Origin of the sequence: Pseudomonas silesiensis, from assembly GCF_001661075.1 — a bacterium.
GTDB classification, from domain to species: domain Bacteria; phylum Pseudomonadota; class Gammaproteobacteria; order Pseudomonadales; family Pseudomonadaceae; genus Aquipseudomonas; species Aquipseudomonas silesiensis.
Genome location: NZ_CP014870.1, coordinates 2,980,484 through 2,999,805, shown reverse-complemented (window position 1 = coordinate 2,999,805; position 19,322 = coordinate 2,980,484). Strand labels below are relative to the sequence as shown.

13 protein-coding genes are annotated in these 19,322 nt (G+C 60.7%); 5 read left to right on the top strand and 8 right to left on the bottom strand.

Going from position 1 to position 19,322, the window contains the following annotated elements; all coding sequences use genetic code 11:
* Positions 1-2: 2 nt before the first annotated feature.
* A complete protein-coding gene (locus PMA3_RS13475) occupies positions 3-3,185 on the top strand; it encodes an efflux RND transporter permease subunit (RefSeq protein WP_064677615.1) in 3,183 nt (1,060 codons plus the stop codon).
* Complete coding sequence (locus PMA3_RS13470) at positions 3,182-4,603, top strand: efflux transporter outer membrane subunit (protein WP_064677614.1); 1,422 nt, start codon at positions 3,182-3,184, stop codon at positions 4,601-4,603. Before PMA3_RS13475 ends, PMA3_RS13470 begins: the two co-directional genes overlap by 4 nt.
* A 171-nt stretch (positions 4,604-4,774) precedes the next feature.
* Here PMA3_RS13470 and PMA3_RS13465 read toward each other — a convergent pair whose 3' ends face one another.
* Genes PMA3_RS13465 through PMA3_RS13455 form a run of 3 tightly spaced genes read right to left on the bottom strand, consistent with a single transcriptional unit; the run spans position 4,775 to position 8,079 of the window.
* Entirely contained in the window at positions 4,775-5,749 is a 975-nt protein-coding gene (locus PMA3_RS13465) for an HlyD family secretion protein (RefSeq protein WP_064677613.1), read from the bottom strand.
* A 4-nt stretch (positions 5,750-5,753) separates the two neighbouring features.
* On the bottom strand, positions 5,754-5,954 hold the full coding sequence (locus tag PMA3_RS13460; protein WP_064677612.1) for a DUF1656 domain-containing protein: 201 nt from the start codon (positions 5,952-5,954) through the stop codon (positions 5,754-5,756).
* Positions 5,944-8,079, bottom strand: coding sequence for an FUSC family protein (locus PMA3_RS13455; RefSeq protein ID WP_064677611.1), 2,136 nt, complete (start codon positions 8,077-8,079; stop codon positions 5,944-5,946). Before PMA3_RS13455 ends, PMA3_RS13460 begins: the two co-directional genes overlap by 11 nt.
* Positions 8,080-8,233: 154 nt before the next feature.
* On the opposite strand from PMA3_RS13455, the gene PMA3_RS13450 reads away from it, so the two are divergent.
* The 3 genes from PMA3_RS13450 (at position 8,234) to PMA3_RS13440 (ending at position 12,615) form a co-directional block, all read left to right on the top strand.
* Complete coding sequence (locus tag PMA3_RS13450) at positions 8,234-9,289, top strand: tetratricopeptide repeat protein (protein ID WP_064677610.1); 1,056 nt, start codon at positions 8,234-8,236, stop codon at positions 9,287-9,289.
* A gap of 156 nt (positions 9,290-9,445) precedes the next feature.
* A complete protein-coding gene (locus PMA3_RS13445; protein WP_064677609.1) occupies positions 9,446-10,948 on the top strand; it encodes an ATPase domain-containing protein in 1,503 nt (500 codons plus the stop codon).
* Positions 10,945-12,615 (top strand): response regulator, encoded by a 1,671-nt coding sequence (locus PMA3_RS13440; RefSeq protein ID WP_064677608.1) that lies wholly within the window; start codon positions 10,945-10,947, stop codon positions 12,613-12,615. The genes PMA3_RS13445 and PMA3_RS13440 overlap by 4 nt, the downstream gene beginning before the upstream one ends.
* A 103-nt stretch (positions 12,616-12,718) precedes the next feature.
* On the opposite strand, the gene PMA3_RS13435 is transcribed toward PMA3_RS13440, so the two are convergent.
* From PMA3_RS13435 to PMA3_RS13415, 5 genes are all read right to left on the bottom strand, one after another.
* On the bottom strand, positions 12,719-13,096 hold the full coding sequence (locus PMA3_RS13435) for a response regulator (RefSeq protein WP_059405185.1): 378 nt from the start codon (positions 13,094-13,096) through the stop codon (positions 12,719-12,721).
* 77 nt (positions 13,097-13,173) lie between these two features.
* Positions 13,174-14,355, bottom strand: a complete 1,182-nt coding sequence (locus PMA3_RS13430) for a hybrid sensor histidine kinase/response regulator (protein ID WP_064677607.1) — start codon at positions 14,353-14,355, stop codon at positions 13,174-13,176.
* Positions 14,349-14,942: a chemotaxis protein CheB gene (locus PMA3_RS13425; protein ID WP_064677606.1), complete on the bottom strand. Its 594-nt coding sequence runs from the start codon at positions 14,940-14,942 to the stop codon at positions 14,349-14,351. Before PMA3_RS13425 ends, PMA3_RS13430 begins: the two co-directional genes overlap by 7 nt.
* Positions 14,939-15,772 (bottom strand): CheR family methyltransferase, encoded by an 834-nt coding sequence (locus tag PMA3_RS13420; protein ID WP_064677605.1) that lies wholly within the window; start codon positions 15,770-15,772, stop codon positions 14,939-14,941. The genes PMA3_RS13425 and PMA3_RS13420 overlap by 4 nt, the downstream gene beginning before the upstream one ends.
* The gene (locus tag PMA3_RS13415) at positions 15,772-19,263 is read right to left on the bottom strand and encodes a response regulator (protein WP_064677604.1); all 3,492 of its coding nucleotides are present in this window, start codon (positions 19,261-19,263) and stop codon (positions 15,772-15,774) included. Before PMA3_RS13415 ends, PMA3_RS13420 begins: the two co-directional genes overlap by 1 nt.
* Positions 19,264-19,322 lie beyond the last annotated feature (59 nt).

Genomic DNA, 19,322 nt, shown 5'->3' with positions numbered 1-19,322 from the left:
CGATGAATTTTTCCCAATTCTTCATTTCACGGCCGATCTTCGCAGCGGTGCTGTCGCTGCTGATCCTGATCGCCGGTGCCATCTCGCTGTTCCAGTTGCCGATCAGCGAATACCCCGAAGTGGTGCCACCGACCGTGGTGGTCCGCGCCAACTTCCCGGGCGCCAACCCCAAAGTCATCGGTGAAACCGTGGCCGCTCCCCTGGAGCAAGCCATCACCGGTGTCGAGAACATGCTGTACATGTCCTCGCAGTCCACCGCCGACGGCAAGATCACCCTGACCATCACCTTCGCCCTGGGCACTGACCTGGACAACGCGCAGGTGCAGGTGCAGAACCGTGTGACCCGCACCGAACCCAAGCTTCCCGAGGAAGTGACGCGCATCGGTATCACCGTCGACAAGGCATCGCCCGACCTGACCATGGTTGTGCACTTGACCTCGCCGGACAAACGCTACGACATGCTCTACCTGTCCAACTACGCCTTGCTCAACATCAAGGACGAGCTGGCGCGCCTGGGCGGTGTCGGTGACGTGCAGCTGTTCGGCATGGGCGATTATTCGCTGCGGGTGTGGCTCGATCCGAACAAGACCGCTTCGCGCAACCTGACCGCCACCGATGTGGTGACGGCGATTCGTGAGCAGAACCGGCAGGTGGCGGCCGGTGCCTTGGGCGCCCCGCCGGCACCGAATGCCACGGCATTCCAGCTGTCGGTCAACACCCAGGGTCGCCTGGTGTCCGAAGAAGAGTTCGAGAACATCATCATTCGCTCTGGCGACAACGGTGAAATCACGCGTCTGAAAGACATCGCTCGCATCGAACTGGGCTCCAGCCAATACGCCCTGCGCTCCTTGCTGAACAACCAGCCGGCGGTGGCGATCCCGATCTTCCAGCGTCCGGGTTCCAACGCGATCGAGATTTCCAACGAAGTGCGCGACAAGATGGCGGAGCTGAAGAAGAGCTTCCCGGAAGGCATGGACTTCAGCATCGTCTATGACCCGACGATCTTCGTGCGCGGTTCCATCGAGGCGGTGGTTCACACCCTGTTCGAAGCACTGATCCTCGTGGTGTTGGTGGTGATCCTGTTCCTGCAGACCTGGCGCGCCTCGATCATTCCGTTGGTGGCGGTGCCGGTGTCGCTGATCGGTACCTTTGCCGTGATGCACCTGTTCGGCTTCTCGTTGAACGCCCTGTCGCTGTTCGGGCTGGTACTGGCGATCGGTATCGTGGTCGACGATGCGATCGTGGTGGTGGAGAACGTCGAGCGAAATATCGGACTGGGCCTGACGCCGGTCGAAGCGACCAAGCGTGCGATGCGCGAAGTGACCGGTCCGATCATAGCGACGGCGCTGGTGTTGTGTGCAGTGTTCATCCCGGCGGCCTTCATCTCCGGCTTGACCGGGCAGTTCTATAAACAGTTCGCCCTGACCATTGCGATCTCGACCGTGATCTCGGCCTTCAACTCGCTGACCCTGTCGCCAGCCCTTGCAGCGGTGTTGCTCAAGAGCCATGACGCGCCGAAAGACCGCTTCTCCAAGGTCCTCGACAAGATTTTCGGTGGCTGGTTGTTCCGTCCGTTCAACCGCTTCTTCGACAAGGCCAGCCACAGTTATGTCGGTACGGTAGGCCGGGTCATCCGCAGCAGCGGTATCGCCCTGCTGGTGTACGCCGGCCTGATGGTGCTGACGTTCTTCGGTTTCTCCAGCACCCCGACCGGTTTCGTCCCCGGCCAGGACAAGCAATACCTGGTGGCCTTCGCGCAACTGCCAGATGCCTCGAGCCTGGACCGTACCGAAGACGTGATCAAGCGCATGTCCGACCTGGCCTTGAAACAGCCTGGCGTGGAAAGTGCGGTGGCGTTCCCCGGCCTGTCGATCAACGGGTTCACCAACAGCCCTAACGCCGGCATCGTCTTCGTTACCCTGAAACCCTTCGACGAGCGTAAAGACCCGAGCATGTCTGCCGGTGCGATTGCCGGTGCGTTGAACGGCCAGTTCGCCGGGATTCAGGAAGCCTACATGGCGATCTTCCCGCCGCCGCCGGTACAAGGCCTGGGCACCATTGGCGGTTTCCGCCTGCAGATCGAAGACCGGGGCAACCTGGGCTATGACGAGCTGTACAAAGAAACCATGAACATCATCAACAAAAGCCACAACGTACCGGAACTGGCCGCCCTGTTCACCAGCTACACGGTGAACGTGCCCCAGGTCGATGCCGCCATCGACCGGGAAAAAGCCAAGACCCATGGCGTGGCCGTCAGCGACATCTTCGACACCCTGCAGATCTACCTGGGTTCGCTGTATGCCAACGACTTCAACCGCTTCGGTCGCACCTATCAGGTCAACGTTCAGGCCGAGCAACAGTTCCGTCTCGAGCCGGACCAGATCGGTCAGCTGAAAGTGCGTAACAACAAGGGCGAAATGATCCCGCTGGCGACCTTCATCAAGGTCAGCGACACCTCGGGCCCGGATCGCGTGATGCACTACAACGGCTTCATCACCGCCGAAATCAACGGTGCCGCTGCCCCGGGCTACAGCTCCGGCCAGGCGGAAAAAGCCATCGAGAAACTGCTCAAAGAAGAACTGCCCAACGGCATGACCTACGAATGGACCGACCTGACCTACCAGCAGATTCTGTCCGGCAACACTGCGCTGTTCGTGTTCCCGCTCTGCGTATTGCTGGCGTTCCTGGTACTCGCGGCACAGTACGAAAGCTGGAGCCTGCCACTGGCGGTGATCCTGATCGTACCGATGACCCTGTTGTCGGCCATCACCGGGGTGATTGCATCGGGAGGCGACAACAACATCTTCACCCAGATCGGTTTGATCGTACTGGTGGGGCTTGCCTGCAAGAACGCGATTCTGATCGTCGAGTTCGCCAAGGATAAACAGCAGGACGAAGGCATGAGCCCGCTCGAAGCAGTACTCGAAGCGTGCCGCCTGCGTCTGCGGCCGATCCTGATGACCTCCTTCGCGTTCATCATGGGTGTGGTGCCATTGGTGTTCTCCAGCGGTGCCGGTGCCGAGATGCGTCACGCAATGGGTGTGGCGGTGTTCTCCGGGATGCTCGGGGTGACCTTCTTCGGTCTGTTGCTGACGCCGGTGTTCTACGTGTTGATTCGTAATTTCGTGGAGCGCGGCGAGAAACGCAAAGCGGCCAAGGCGCTGAAACTGGAGGCGCAACAATGAGCCTGAAAGCCTTTCTGCCGAGCCTGCTGGTGCTGGCCCTGAGTGCCTGTGCCGTCGGCCCGGACTACAAGACCCCGGCCACCGAGCCGGCCAACATCACTCATGCTACCGATGGCGCCGCCGGGCAGAAAAACTTCGACCGCGCTCGCTTCGAAGGCATCTGGTGGCAGCAGTTCGAAGACCCGACCCTCAACCGGTTGGTGACGCAATCGCTGCAAGGCAACCGTGATCTGCGCGTCGCCTTCGCCCGCTGGAAAGCGGCACGGGCGATCCGCGACGACGCCAGCAATGACGCCATGCCGACCATCACCAGTCGCGCCAGCAGTAATCTGGGCAAGGGACAGATTCCCGGCCAGACCACCGACCGGGTCAACAGCGAACGCTACGACCTGGGGCTGGACATGGCCTGGGAGCTGGACCTGTTCGGTCGCATCCAGCGCAATCTGGAATCCAGCGACGCCGGGCAGCAGGCCGCCGAAGCCGATCTGTACCAGCTGCAAGTCAGCATGATTGCCGAACTGGTGGACGCCTACGGTCAACTGCGCGGTGCGCAACTGCGGGAAAAGATCGCCCTGGCCAACCTGAACAACCAGCAGGAATCGCGCAAGATCACCGAAAGCCTGCGTGATGCCGGCGTGGGCGATCAGCTCGATGTGGTCCGTGCCGATGCGCGCCTGGCGTCTGTGGAAGCCAGCGTGCCGCAACTGCAGGCGGAACAGGTCCGGCAGAAAAACCGCATCGCCACGCTGCTGGGTGAACGTCCGGACAAGCTGAGCGTCGACCTCAGTCCCAAGGACTTGCCGGCGATTGCCAAAGCCCTGCCGATCGGTGATCCGGGTGAACTGCTGCAACGTCGTCCGGACATCCGTAGCGCCGAACGCCAATTGGCTGCGGCCACGGCGCGTATCGGCGTGGCCAAGGCTGACTTGTTCCCGCGGGTCAGCCTCAGCGGCTTCCTCGGCTTCACCGCCGGGCGCGGTTCGCAGATCGGTTCCTCGGCGGCCAACGCCTGGGCGCTGGGCCCGAGCATCACCTGGGCGGCGTTCGACCTGGGCAGTGTGCGCGCCCGTTTGCGCGGCGCCGATGCCGAAGCCGAAGGCGCGCTGGCGACCTACGAACAGCAAGTGCTGCTGGCACTGGAAGAATCGGAAAACGCCTTCAGCGACTACGGCAAGCGTCAGCAACGCCTGATTTCGCTGATTCGCCAGAGTGAATCGAGCCGTGCCGCCGCCGACCTGGCACAAATCCGTTACCGCGAAGGCACGGCGGACTTCCTCGTCCTGCTCGATGCCCAGCGTGAGCGCCTGGCCGCGGAAGACACCCAGGCCCAGGCGGAAGTCGATCTGTATCGCGGGATTGTCGCGATTTACAAGGCATTGGGCGGTGGCTGGCAACCAGAGACAGTCGCTAGCAAGTAACTTAGCAACGAGTTCCTTTGGTTGGCCGCAACCAACCAGACTTTTAGCCCCGCGCCTCATTCGGTCGCGGGGTTTTTTTTCTGAAGGTTTTGTGGTGTCTGTTCGGGCCCCTTCGCCGGCAAGCCGGGCTCCTACAGGTTCTGCGCCAGTCACAGAATCTGCGCACAGCTCCTACAGGGGGTTATGGGTGCCTGCGTCAGTGTGGTTTTCCTGGACGGTGACGGTGGCCGTGGTCCCGGCGCGAAGGCGGTTTTTACCCGCATAGTCGGCATCGATCTGTATCCGCACCGGCACCCGCTGCGCCAGTTTGACCCAGGTGTAGCTGGGATTGATGTTGGCCAACAATCGGCCTCCGGGCAGGTTTTCCCGGTCGGCGATGGCGAAGGCAATGCTTTTCACCGTGCCGCCGAAGGTTTCCCCGCTCATCAATTCGATCCGGACCCGGTCGCCCTCCTCGATTCGCGGCAACTTGGTTTCTTCAAAGTAGCCGCTGACATAAAACGAGTCGCTGTCCACCAGCGCCAACAGCGCCCCACCGGCGGTGGCATAGTCGCCCTGGCGGGTCAGCAGGTTGGTGACGTACCCGGTGACAGGCGCTTCGACCCGGGTGCGTTGCAAATCCAGTTCCGCCTGGGTCAATGCCGCGATGGACAGTTGCACGTTGGCCTGGGCCAGCCCCAGGATGGCCTGGTTGCGCAGCAACTCAGCCTGCGCCACCGCCACGTCCGTGCTGGATTTCTCCCACTCCTCGCCGGAGATTGCAGCGCGATCCTTGAGGGTGCGACGCCGGCGCTCTTCGCTCTGCCGCTGCCTGAGCAGTGCGCCGCTGGCGACGATCGTCGCTTCGGATTGACCCAGGGCCGCTTTCGCCACCTCCACCGAGCGCCTGGCGTGCTCCACCGCCAGAACATAGCGCGCCGGGTCGATTTCCAGGAGCAACTGCCCCTTCTCCACATGTTGATTGTCCTGGACAGCGAGGCTGACGATGCGACCCGCGACGTCCGCCGATAGCGTCACCACATCGGCGCGTACTCGCGCGTCCCGGGTCCAGGGCGCACGGGTGTAATGCTCCCAGGCGAACCAGCCGAGCACAAAGGCCAGCACGACCACCGCCGCCGTCACCAGTCGGGGCATAATCTTCTTCACTGCGTCAGGCTCCCATCAGCAGAATCAGCGTCGCGCACACGCAGGCGTACAACGCGCCTTCGAACAAGGCCTCGTGCCAGACGAAACCCAGCACCCCCAGGCGGCGCAAGGTCCAGTCCAGCAGCAGGAAAATCGGCAAGGCCAGCAGCAAGGCCTGAGCGATCGGTGGCAAGTAGACGCCACCTACTTCCAGATCAATGGGCAAGGACGGGTACTCCTTCCACGCCTGCGGGTTGAAAATAGCCGGGGTATCGCTGCAGGAACGACACCACGATCAGCAGCGCCACGCGCATCCTGAATACCGACCACAGGTGTTCATGCACGTCTGTATGCAGGTCGTCCATTTCATCGCCCAGGACACGCAAGGTTTCCAGCAGCTGTTCAAGGTCAATTCCGGGGCGCCCGGCGACCCATCGTCCTGTTTCACGCACAGCTGCCAGCAACCGGTGTTGTTGATCGGTACTGAGCAACGTATTGCTTTGACCCTGTTGTCTGAGCTGGTTCAAGGCAACACCCAGTGCCATGCACCCGAGGCTGACTTCGAACAGCTCGCCGGACTGTTTGTCAGGGGTAGCCGGCAACAGTCCCAACATCATGGTCAGGCGATCGACCATGCGGCTTTCAAAGGCAAATTGTTGCTCATCGGCGGCGGGTGTCTTCAGCAAAGCGTAGACCTGCTCGCGGTTCTCGGTAAACAGCCGGCGTATGCGCAAATCGGGCCTGAATGGAAAGATCAGGACGTAGACACTCAACGCCAGCGTGACGGCATAGACATAGGCGCCCGCAAATTCGAACCACAGGATCGCGGTGTTCTGGCCTGTCCCCACGTTTTGCGGCCCCAGCAACAGGAACGTCAACAGCCCAAGACCAATGCCCGTGCCCGTGGTTGCCGGACTGGCCAATCCCACCGCGACGGCATACAACAACGGCGCCAGCAGCAAGGCCAGCAACTCGAAGTCACTGATCATGGGCACCAACATGAACTGATAGAGCGCCGAGACCACCAGCGCCAGGGCCAGCCCCCTGGCAAAACTCTGGGCGGCCAGTAGCGGTCGCGGAAAAGTCGCCATCAAGGAACACAGAACCCCTACCACGATCATTCCACCCCTCGCGCCGTCCCACGCGGTCTCGATCCAGATCAGACCGGCCACCAGCAGCGCGGTAAATGCGCGGATCGCATTCATCGCCGCCAGGGTGAAATCCAGATGCAACGGATTATCCTGGCCGCGAAATACGCAACTGGCTTCACGCCCCTCCTGAATCGCGTCGCTCAGGTCCAGGATCTGATTCAGCTGCTCCAACATCCGTGCCTGCTCCCAACGCAGCGACCACGCCAGGGAGCGCAACGTGGCCGGCATCGTTTCGGCCAGTCGTTCAGAGCGGTAGGCCAGTTCATCGAAACGTTGTTGCAGCGCAGTGAAATGGTGGCGGGCCTCGGTCGATAACGAGCGCCCCTGTCGGGCCACTTCATCGAGGAACACCAGTTCTTCGGCAAGCAGGCGCTGTGAGTCGACGGGCAGTGCACCTTTCCAGCGTTCTAATAGCAGTTCCCGCTGGTGACGCAACGCCATCAGCCGCGAGGTCAGCAGCACCAATTGATTGCCGAGCAACTGCACCAGACCGTTGGCACTACGCAGGCGAGGCGCATCGAAGTACAAATGTCGCCGTACCCCTTCAAGGGCACTGATCTCGCCCAACAGCTTCATCTGCCGCCGGCGGAAGTCGGCCTCGCTTTCCTCGGTGCGAATGACGGCGGCCGCATGGGTCGCGAGCAGCTTGATCACTTGATCGATCCGGGCGAAATAATCCCGGGCCACGGCTTCCGGTCGCGCCGTGAGCAAGCTGACCACGCACACGCAAGCCACCGCCAACAGGGTTTCGGTCACACGGGTCACGGCCAGCAGGAAGGTGCCGTCCTGGTCAGGCACCGCCAGCAGCGCCACGATCACCGCCGTGTAGCCACTCAACACAAACGCCTGGGAACTGGTGTAGCGATACAAGGTACCGCCGGCGGTACAGAGTGCCAGCCACAGGGCCAGCGTGAGGATGAAAGGCAACGGCGCCTGGGGAAAGATCGCCATGATCAATACCGCCACGACGGCCCCGAGGGTGGTGCCGATGACCTGGCCGAAACTGCGGGCCAGGGCCATGCCAGCCAACGGCTGGCTGACGATGACCACCGCCATGATCGACCACTTGGGTTGGTCGAGGTCGAACAGGAAGGCCAGGTACAGGGTCAACAGCCCGGCGGCGATCGTCCGCAAGGCGAACAGCAGCACCCCGCGCCCGGGGTTCAGCATCGCCTTGAAGTATAAAAGCAGCGCTTGCATGGGAATGCCCGTTGGGTCATCTCCAGCAAGCGTAGTCATTGCTGTGTTGCCTCGACAGATTTCAGTCAGGATGTTGGCGTCAGGAATTGACTCACGGCCCCTCCTGACCGAAGCTGGCGGCTCTGCAACAGCTTGCCAGCTCCCGGATTCCTGCATGCCCCAGTCCCGCCGCTATCTGATCATCAGCCTCTGCGTTCTGTTCGCCATCGGCCTTGCCTGGTTTTTTCTGCGCAGCACCACCCCCGCGGTGCCGGCTGCGATCAAGCGCGGCTACACCGAAGCCCTCGACCAGGCGCGCGCGGGTCAACCAGGTGCGGCCCGGGTGCTGTACCAGCAATTGGCGCGCCCGGACCTTTCACCGAAGCGACGCATCTGGCTGCATGCCGAATTGCCCAACTACCCCAGCTCCGTGGCCCTGAAACTGGCGGATGCGGACTTGCAGCATGAATCGCCGGACGTGCGCGTGGCGGCGATCAACAGCATCAGCGGCCTGGTGCCCGGCGGCCAACGCAGCCTGCTGTTGGGCCCGCTGCTCGATGACAGCGACCAGCGCGTGCGCTATGCCGCCGTGAACGCCTTGCTGGGGCTTTCGCCAGACGATCTCGGTTTGTATTTCGGGCCGCTGCAACACGCCATCGACGCCTGGGAGCAGGACCTGAAAAGCCAGCCGGAAAGCGCCGACAATCACTACCAACTGGCTCGACTGCACCTGCACAATGCCGAGTTGAAAGAAGCGCAACAGGCGCTGGAGCACGTCTTGCGGCTTGCCCCCGGCAACCTCCCCGCGCTGGTGATGCAAATTGAAGTGCTGGACAAACAAGGCCAGAGCGAAGCCGCCCGGTTGCTATTGGCCAAACAGTTGAAGGCGCAACCCGATTCGGCTTACCTGCAACATGCCCTGGGGCTCTGGCTGCTGCATCACGGGCAAAGTGAATTCGCCCTGCTCGGCCTGTCCAAGGCGGTGGAACTGGAGCCGGACAACAGCGATTACCGCTACGACCTGGCCACCACGCTGCACGGCGAACTGGAGCTGGAAGCGGCGCAGAAACAGCTGCAGGAAATCGTCCAGCGCCACCCGGCCGACCGCAGGGCCCGGGTGTTGTTGATCAATTACTGGAAGGAAAGCGGACAACTGCAGAACGTGCAGATTCTGTTGGCGCAACTGGAACAGCTCAACCCCGACGACCCGGCGTTGCAGCAGGGGCTATAAAAGTTCGTCCGACCGCGACCGCGTAAACGAGTCCCGTGCCAACCCACAGCAAAAAGTGTTGAACGCTCTTCGCGGCAAAAGGTCAAGTGATCAGGCAGTCCATTCAGGCACTTCAGGCCTGCTGCCTCGTCTCCCCTGATCTTGAGAGGGCATTATTTGTCTACGTCTAACGAGTTGTTCAGTGCAAAAGCCGCCACCGGCATCGAAGGTCTGGATGACATCCTGGCCGGCGGATTGTCCCGCGGCCATGTGTTTTTGCTCGAAGGTGAACCCGGCACAGGTAAAACCACTGTTGCCCTGCATTTTCTGTTGGCCGGTGCGCGAGCCGGCGAACGCTCGTTGTACATCACCTTGTCGGAAACCGAGCGCGAACTGCGCCAGGGCGCGTTGTCCCATGGCTGGGAGCTGGATGAAAACATCCACATCTTCGAGCTGACACCCCCGGAAAGCCTGCTCAATGCCGAACATCAGCAAAGCCTGCTGTACTCCTCGGACCTGGAACTTGGCGAAGCCACCAAGCAGATTTTCGAAGTGGTCGAGCGGGTCAAGCCGACTCGCGTGGTACTCGACAGCCTGTCCGAGATCCGCCTGCTGGCCCAAAGCTCCCTGCGCTACCGGCGCCAGATCCTCGCGATCAAACACTACTTCGTGCGCTATGACGCCACGGTGGTGTTGCTCGATGACCTGACCACCGAATCCCTCGACAAGACCGTGCACAGTGTTGCCCACGGCGTGATTCGCCTGGAAGAACTGACCCCCAACTATGGCGCCGAGCGCCGGCGGATCCGCGTAGTGAAGTACCGTGGCCAGAAGTACCGCGGCGGCTTCCACGACTTCACCATCATGGGCGATGGCGTCCACGTGTTCCCGCGCCTGGTCGCCGCCGAACATCGCGGCGTATATTCCCGTCAGCAATTGACCAGCGGCATCAAGGAAATGGATGCCCTGCTCGGCGGCGGCATCGAGACCGGGTCCAGCACCTTGATCCTCGGCCCGGCCGGTACCGGCAAATCGCTGATCTCGATGATCTTCGCCGCGGCGGCCGTGGCACGGGGCGAGAAAGCGGCCCTATTCATTTTTGACGAAGAACTGGGGTTGCTGTTCGAACGCATGAACAACATGGGCATCGATTTGAAAGCCCTGCAAGACACCGGTAACCTGCTGATCGAACAAGTGGATGCCGCCGAACTGTCCCCCGGCGAGTTTTCCCACCGGGTCCGCCGTTGCGTCGACCAGCGTGATATCAAGACTGTAGTGATCGACAGCATCAATGGCTATCAGGCGGCAATGCCTGAAGAAAACGCCCTGGTGCTGCACATGCACGAGTTGCTGCTGTACCTCAATCGCCGGGGCGCCGCGACCTTCATGACCGTCGCCCAGCACGGACTGGTCGGTGACATGCAAGCCCCTGTAGACATCACCTACCTGGCCGATACGGTCATCCTGTTGCGTTACTTCGAAGCATTGGGCAAGGTTCGCCGAGCGATTTCGATCATCAAGAAACGTACCGGCAGCCATGAATCGACCATTCGTGAATACCGCATCAGCGGCCAGGGCATGACGATCGGCGAACCGCTGGACGCGTTCCAGGGCGTATTGCGCGGAGTCCCGACTTATATGGGTGCGAGCAATCCGTTGCTCGGGGAAGACCTCCCGTGACGGTCATGGAAGCAATGTCCGAGCGCGCGATCATTCTGGCACCGCTGGGACGTGACAGCCAGATTGCCCTGATGATGCTCAACGAAGCGGGTTTCGACGGCGTCATCACCCGCGATCTGGCGGGCCTTTGCAGCGAGTTGACGCAAGGCGCAGGCCTGCTGTTGATCTCTTCCGAGGCGTTGCTGGGCAGCGATCTTGAGCCGTTGCTCGGCCTGATCGAGCAACAGCCGGCCTGGTCGGACTTGCCGATTGTCTTGCTGACCTATCATGGCGGCCCGGAACAGAACCCCGCCTCGCGCTTCGGTCCACAATTGGGCAATGTCACCTTTCTCGAGCGGCCTTTTCATCCCGTGACCCTGATCAGCCTGGTGACCACCGCGTTGCGCGGGCGACGACGACAGTACGAAGCCAGGGATCGGTTGATCGACCTGAGTCAAAGCGAGCTGCGGTTGCAGAACACCCTCGAAACCCTCGAACAGCAGGTCGAGGAACGCACCGCACAGCTGCGCAACAACGAAGAAGCCCTGCGCCAGTCACAGAAAATGGAAGCGGTCGGCCAACTCACCGGCGGCATCGCCCATGACTTCAATAACATGTTGACCGGTATCATCGGCAGCCTGGAGTTGCTGCGCCGGCGCCTGGCCCGTGGCCGTACAGACGACCTGGACAGCCTGATCGATCTGGGGGTGACCTCCGCCAACCGCGCGGCCGGCCTGACCCACCGCCTGCTGGCCTTCTCCCGGCGCCAGTCGCTCGATTCCAAACCCGTGCAGATGAACACCCTGGTGGTTTCCATGGGTGAGTTGCTGCAGCGCAGCATCAACGAAAGCATTCAGCTGGACATGCAGCTCAGTGAACAGCTGTGGGTGGCCGAGGCCGACCCCAACCAACTGGAAAGCGCCCTGCTCAACCTGGTGATCAATGCACGGGATGCCATGCCCGATGGTGGCCAACTGGTGGTGAAAACCAGCAATCGGCATCTGGACCGCGCCTTCACCCAGGCCCACAGCAACCTCGACCCGGGCGAGTATGTGATGCTGAGCGTCACCGACACCGGCTGTGGCATGCCGCAAAGCACCATCAACCGGGCCTTCGACCCGTTTTTTACCACCAAGCCGATCGGCCAGGGCACAGGCCTCGGGTTATCGATGATTTATGGTTTCAGCAAACAATCCCGCGGCCACGTCGCCATCCAGAGCGAAGTGGGCAACGGCACCACGGTGAGCTTGTTCCTGCCGCGCTTCGGTGGCGATCTGCCCCGGGATGTTCCGGCAGACGTCCATCACGCTCCGTCCGCGCAAAACGGCGAAACGGTGTTGATCGTCGAAGACGACCCGGCGGTGCGGGTGCTGGTCAGTACCGTGTTGAGCGAGCTGGGTTACGCCTTTGTCGAGGCCGCGGATGCCGACAGTGCGGTACCGATCCTGGATTCGGCGCAACGGATCGACCTGATGATCAGCGATGTCGGCTTACCCGGCATGAATGGCCGGCAGCTGGCGGAAATCGGCCGGCAGTACCGGCCTGAACTCAAGGTATTGTTCATCACCGGCTACGCCGAACACGCCGCGGTGCGCGGCGGTTTCCTGGACCCGGGCATGCAGATGATCACCAAGCCGTTCACCTTTGACCTGTTGACGGCGAAGGTGCGGGAGATGATCCGGATCTGACCCCCCTCTCTTGTAGGAGCGAAGCTTGCTCGCGAAGGCGTCACGTCTGACACACCGCGTTATCGTTCTTCGCGGGCAAGTCGGATCGCCGCACCGCTCGCTCCTACGAAAGCATTTCCTGCATCAGCTCCTGCAGCACATCCAGGTCGAACGGTTTGCCCAGGATCGGCGCCTTTCGGGTGATCGGGCTGTCAGTCTCGCGGATTTCCTGTGGATAGCCGCTGATGAAAATCACCTTCAGCTCAGGTCGCAGCTTCACCGCGGGTTCGGCGATCTGTACGCCCGAGATCCCCCCAGGCAAGCGGAAGTCTGTGATCATCATGTCCAGGTGCGGCTTGCTCGCCAGGATTTCGAAGGCCTGCTCGCCGTTTTCGGCCTGCAGCACCCGGTAGCCCTCACCCGACAGATAGGCCGATAGCACCATCAATATCGAGGGGTCATCTTCGACGATCAGTACGACGTCTTGTGCATCTTCACTCATGGGAAGCCTTTGTTCGGTCAATAGCTGCTGATACGACCGTGGGGTCGATCAGAGGTTGCGTTTAGCTGGCTGTTTTCCTACAGCGGCAGACAAACGCGAAACAAGGCGCCTTCGCCAATCCGGCTCTGGACGGTAATGGAACCGCCATGGGCGGTCACTATCTGTTCTGAAATAAACAACCCCAGGCCCAACCCGGCGACGGCATGTTTAGCCGAGACCCGCTCGAACTGTTGGAAAATGCGCTTCTGGTTCTCTTCACCAATGCCGATTCCAAGATCCTGCACCTCCACCAGCGCCTGGCCGTTCTCACTGTACACCTTCACGGTGATCGGACTCTTGGCGCCGTACCGTAAAGCGTTCGTCAACAAATTGGAAATGACCTGTTCGATGCGAAACTCGTCCCAGTGCCCCACCACCGGATGCCCGGCCTGCAGGGTGACCGAGGACTCTGCGGCTTCGATCTGTGGAGCAAAGTTCTGTAACAAATCTTCAACCAGCGCAGACAAGTCGAAGCGCGTTGGCCGGATCGACAGCTTGCCGGTACGAATTCTCGACACATCCAGCATGTCTTCGATCAGTCGGATCAGGCTTTTGATCTGCCGCTCGTCGCGATCGACCATTGCGTGCATCTTTTCCAGGGTGAACGCCGCAGCGTTATCCCGGGCCAGGTGCATCTTGCGCAGTTGGGTTTCGAGAATCAGGCCATTGAGCGGCGTGCGGACTTCATGAGCGACGATCGACATGAAGTCATCGCGCATGCGCACCGCCTGTTCCAGTTCGAGCTGGGTGCTCTGCAACTGCTCGAGCAGTGCTGCCTGCTCGCGCCGGCTTCGCTCAAGCGCTTCGACCTGTTGCTTCATCGCCTTGCTCTGGCGGAACAGATCGACGAACACGTTGACCTTGCTCTTGACCGCGTGGATGTCCAGCGGCTTGTAGAGGAAGTCCACCGCACCGCTTTCGTAGCCTTTGAATGCGTAATTCAATTCGCGCCCGGCAGCGCTGACAAACACGATCGGAATGTTCCGGGTCTTTTCCGTGCCACGCATCAGCTCGGCCAGTTCGAAGCCATTCATGCCGGGCATCTGCACGTCGAGAATGGCGATGGCGAATTCGTGCTGCAACAGCAGGGACAAGGCTTCGTCAGCGGACAAGGCTTTATAGACGATACGGTCTTCACGCTTGATCAACGCTTCGAGCGCCAACAGGTTTTCCGGCAAATCGTCGACGATCAGCAGTTTGGCTTGGATATTACTTAGCATGCTATTCGTTCCAGCTCGACAAGCAGACGGCCGATGCCGCGCAGGGGGAGGATGTGATCTGGCGCCAGAGTATCCAGCGCGGCCAAGGGCATGGTCGCGACCTGGGCTTCGTCAGGATCCTGCACGATGGTCAGGCCGCCACGATGCTTGACCTTGGCCAGGCCGTGCGCGCCGTCGCGGTTGGCGCCGGTCAGCAACACCGCGGCCAGCGCCTGGCCATACGCATCGGCAGCCGACTCGAACAGGTAATCGATGGCGGGACGCGAATAATGCACGCGGTCCTCCAGGCTCAAGGAAAAGCTGCGGTCCTGCTCCACCGACAAGTGATACCCGGGCCCGGCAAAGTACAGGGTCCCCGCTTGGATCGGCGTCTTGTCCCGGGCTTCCAGCACCGGCAGGGCCACTCTTCGCGCGAAGACTTCGGCGAGTTGGCTGCGACCTGCTTCAGGCAGGTGCAGCACCACTATGATCGGCAGGACGAAACCTTTGCGCAGCGGGCCGAGGAGCGTGAGCAACGCCTGCACGCCGCCCGCCGAGGCGCCGATCACAATCGCTTCCATACAAGGCAATTCCTTTGCTCTGTTCATGATTTGCGGTAGATCCGTTCTTGTTTGATCAGGGGATCGAACTGGTTGCCATACGCTGAGAAATCCGGGGTTTCCTTGCTGCCCAGCACCAGAAATCCCCGATGGCAAAGGGACTCATGGAACAAACCGAAAGCGCGATCTTGAAGCTTTTTATTAAAGTAAATCAATACGTTACGACATGAAATTAATTGAGTTTCTGAAAAGACGCTGTCGGTCGCCAAGCTGTGGTCGGCGAAGGTCACGTTGTCACACAGCGTTTTGTCGAAAATGGCGTAGCCATAGGCTGCCGTGTAGTAGTCGGCAAACGACTGCTGGCCACCTGCCTGCTGGTAGTTGTGAGTGTAGGCGCGGACATTCTCCATGGAGAAAATCCCCTGCTTGGCTTTATCCAGCGAACGCGGGTTGATGTCGGTGGCGTAGATGATGGTGCGATCGAGCAGGCCCTCTTCGCGCAACAGAATCGCCATCGAATAGACTTCTTCACCGGTGCTGCAACCGGCGATCCAGATCTTGATCGAAGGATAGGTCTTGAGCAACGGCACCACTTCCTGGCGGATGGCGAGGAAGTGCGAGGGGTCGCGGAACATTTCACTGACCGGAATCGTCAGCAACTGCAGCAATTGCATGAACGCTGTCGGATCGTGGAGCACCTTTTCTTGCAACGCCGAAATAGTGGCACATTCAAACTGGGTCAACGCGTGGTGGACGCGACGCTTGATCGACGCACCGGAATAATCGCGAAAGTCGTAGCTGTACTTGAGGTAAATCGCCTCGATCAGCAAGCGCAATTCGATTTCGCTATTGCGCTCCCCGGAATAAATGCTTTCCACTAAATGCGTTCCATCTTCGGTAACCACACGCGAATCAACGAGAACAGGCGATCCAGGTCAATGGGCTTGGCCAGGTAATCGTTGGAGCCGGCCTGCAAACAGCGCTCCTGATCGTCCTTCATGGCCTTGGCCGTCACCGCAATGATCGGCAGCTTGCGCCAGCGCGGGTCCTTGCGGATCAGGCTGGTGGCTTCGAAGCCGTCCATCTCCGGCATCATCACATCCATCAACACCAGATCGATATCCTCGATTTCATTCAAGCGTTCAATCGCCTCACGGCCGTTACGGCCAATGACCACGACCGCACCCTTGTGTTCCAGCGCACTGGTCAGGGCGAAGATGTTGCGCACATCGTCGTCCACCAGCAGCACCTTGCGGCCCTCGAAGACCTTGTCGCGGCTGCGCGCGGTCTTGAGCATCCTCTGCCGTTCATGGGACAACCCGGATTCGACTTTGTGCAGAAAGAGTGTGACCTCATCCAGCAGACGCTCGGGCGAGCGCGCGCCCTTGATGATGATCGAACGCGAATACTTGCGCAGTTCGGCTTCCTCGTCCCGGGTCAGGTTGCGCCCGGTGTAGACGATCACCGGCGGGAACGAGCAGATATCCTCGGTGGACATGCGCTTGAGCAGATCGTTGCCAAGCATGTCCGGCAGTTTGAGATCGATGATCATGCAGTCGAAAACGGTCGTGCGCAGCAGGTTCAGCGCTTCCTGCGCTAGGCCAACGGCGGTGATTTCGATGTCATCGTCGCCGATCAGGCGGGCAATGCTGTCGCGTTGCACGTCGTCGTCTTCAACCAGCAGCACACGCTTGACCTTCTGGGTCAGCTTGGCTTCGAGGCGGGCAAACACGTCCTTGAGTTCTTCGCGGGTGGTCGGCTTGACCGCATACCCGATGGCGCCCATGTGCATGGCGGCTTCGACGCGATCTTCCACCGAAATGACATGCACCGGAATGTGCCGGGTTTGCGCGTGTTCCTTCAGTCGCTGCAAGACAGTCAATCCGGAATGATCCGGCAAACGCATGTCCAGCAGGATGGCGTCCGGGATGAACTCCCTGGCCAGGTCGTAGCCTTCGTCGGCCCCGTGGGCTACCAGGCATTGATAACCCAATTCATGGGCCAGGTCGTAGAGGATGTGCGCAAAGTTGGGCTCATCTTCTACCACCAGGATACAACGCGTGGTGAAGGGCGCCTTTGCGCGATCGTCGTCGAAACGCGGGATATCCACAGCGGCGATCAGCGGCACCGGCGCGGCGGGCGTGACTCTCGGGGTCATGGCCACCGGTGAGGCCTTCATCGGTTCGACCGGCTCATCCCCCGGTTCAACGTATTGCCGAGGCAAGACCAGGGTAAATACACTGCCCTGCCCTGGCTCGCTGGTGACGCTGATGGAACCGCCGAGCAATGCCGCCAGGTCGCGGGAAATCGACAGGCCCAGGCCAGTGCCGCCGTAGCGGCGGTTGGTGGTGCCATCGGCCTGGCGGAAGGCTTCGAAAATGCTGTCCTGCTGGTCCGCGGCAATGCCGATCCCGGAGTCGCGAACGACAAAGGCGATACCGTCGCCAGGCTGGTTGGCCACTGTCAGGCTGACCGAGCCTTTTTCGGTGAATTTCACCGCGTTGGAGAGCAGGTTCTTGATGACCTGCTCCAGGCGCTGGCGGTCGGTATAGATCATCGTCGGCGCGCCCGGCTGCAATTCGACTTGCAGGTCCAGCCTCTTGTCTGCGGCCAGCGGTTGGAACATCCCGCGCAACCCTTCCACCAGACGCGCGACGCTGGTGTTCTCCGGACGCACCTCGAGTTTGCCGGCCTCGACCTTGGAAATGTCGAGAATATCGTTGATCAGGTTGAGCAAGTCATTGCCGGCGGAGTAGATCGACTCGGCGAATTTGACTTGCTCGGCGCTGAGGTTTTGCTGAGGGTTTTCCGCCAGCAACTTGGCCAGGATCAATGAGCTGTTCAGCGGCGTACGCAACTCATGGGACATGTTGGCGAGGAATTCGGACTTGTACTTGCTCGAACGCTGCAGCTCTTCGGCGCGTTCTTCGAGCTGGATCTGCGCCTGATTGAGTTCCGTGTTCTTAAGGTCCATGGCGTCGCGCTGATCGGCCAGGATCTGCGCCTGATCCGCGAGTTGCTCATTGGTCTGCTCAAGCTCGACCTGCTGGGTTTCCAGGTGTGCCTGGGACTCCTTGAGAATCCGCGATTGCTCTTCCAGTTCTTCGTTGGCGGTCTTGAGTTCCTCCTGCTGGACCTGCAGCTCTTCGTTGAGCTGCTGGGTTTCGGCCAGCACTTCCTGCAGGCGTTGGCGATAGCGCGCGGCTTCGATGGACGTGCCGATGTTGCCGGCAATCAGTTCAAGCAGTTCGACATCGCGCTCGTCGAGCGGACGCAGGAAACCCAGTTCGATCACCCCGTTGATCCGGTCATCGTCACTGGTCGGCACCACCAGCACGCTATGGGGCAAGCCTTCGCCGAGGCCGGAGCTGACCTTGAAATAGTCACTTGGTACGTTGTCGAGGCGGATCAAGCGAGCCTGTTCCGCGACCTGGCCGACAATGCCTTCGCCACTGTGGATCTGTTGGTCAAGCGCCTCCTGTTCCCGGGAGAGGCCATAAGAGGCAATGCGCTTGAGACCGCCGTGTTCTTCACGGACATAAATAGCGGCGACCGCCGTACCGAGGTACTGCGCGCAAAACTGCAGAATGTTGCGCCCGAGCACATTGAGCGACAGCTGCCCCAGCACTTGTTCGGCCAGTTCGGTCTGGCCGTTGCGCAGCCAGGCCTGCTGTTCCAGGCGACGGGCGCTGGCCTGTTGCGCGGCGAGGTTGGCACTGTAGCTTTGTGAAAGGTTGAGCAGATCCCGGCGGCCGATGTAGGCCAGCAATGCGCTGATCCCTGCGATGAACAGCATATAAAGGACGATGCTCCAGACGGTGGTGCGCCGTACTTCCTCGTTGCGCGCGGTGCGCAACTGCTGCTCCATGTCGATCACGTCTTCGAATTGTTTGCGGATCTCATCGGTCAGGCGTTTGCCCTGCCCGGCCTTGACTGCGGCGCGATAGTCCCCACGTGAGCGCTGCAACTCGATGATGGTCGTGGCGTATGCGGCCCATTCATCCTGCAAAGCCTGCAACCGGTGCAGGCGGTCGGTTTGCACCGGGTTATCCGCCGTCAGATCGAGCAAGGTCTTGAGGGCGACCGCGATTCGCGGCTTCGCCGTTTCGTAGGGTTCAAGGAATTGCTCATCGCCCGTGAGCAGGAAGCCGCGCATCCCGGTTTCCAGATCGACGGTCAGTTTTATCGATTCATTGGCGTTATTGATCACCCGGTCGGTGTGCTCGACCCACTGGATCACCGACAGCAGATAGGCGATGAGCGAAACGAAGAACACGGCACTGAGTACGCCGACACCCAAGGGCAGACTCACGTTGCGGCTCAGGAGTTTACGAAATCGTTGCTCGTCAACCGAAGACGCGGAGGTCATGGGGAAGCCTTGTCGATCTGTTGAAAACCACGGAGTTTGCCCCAAAACCGCCACGACGA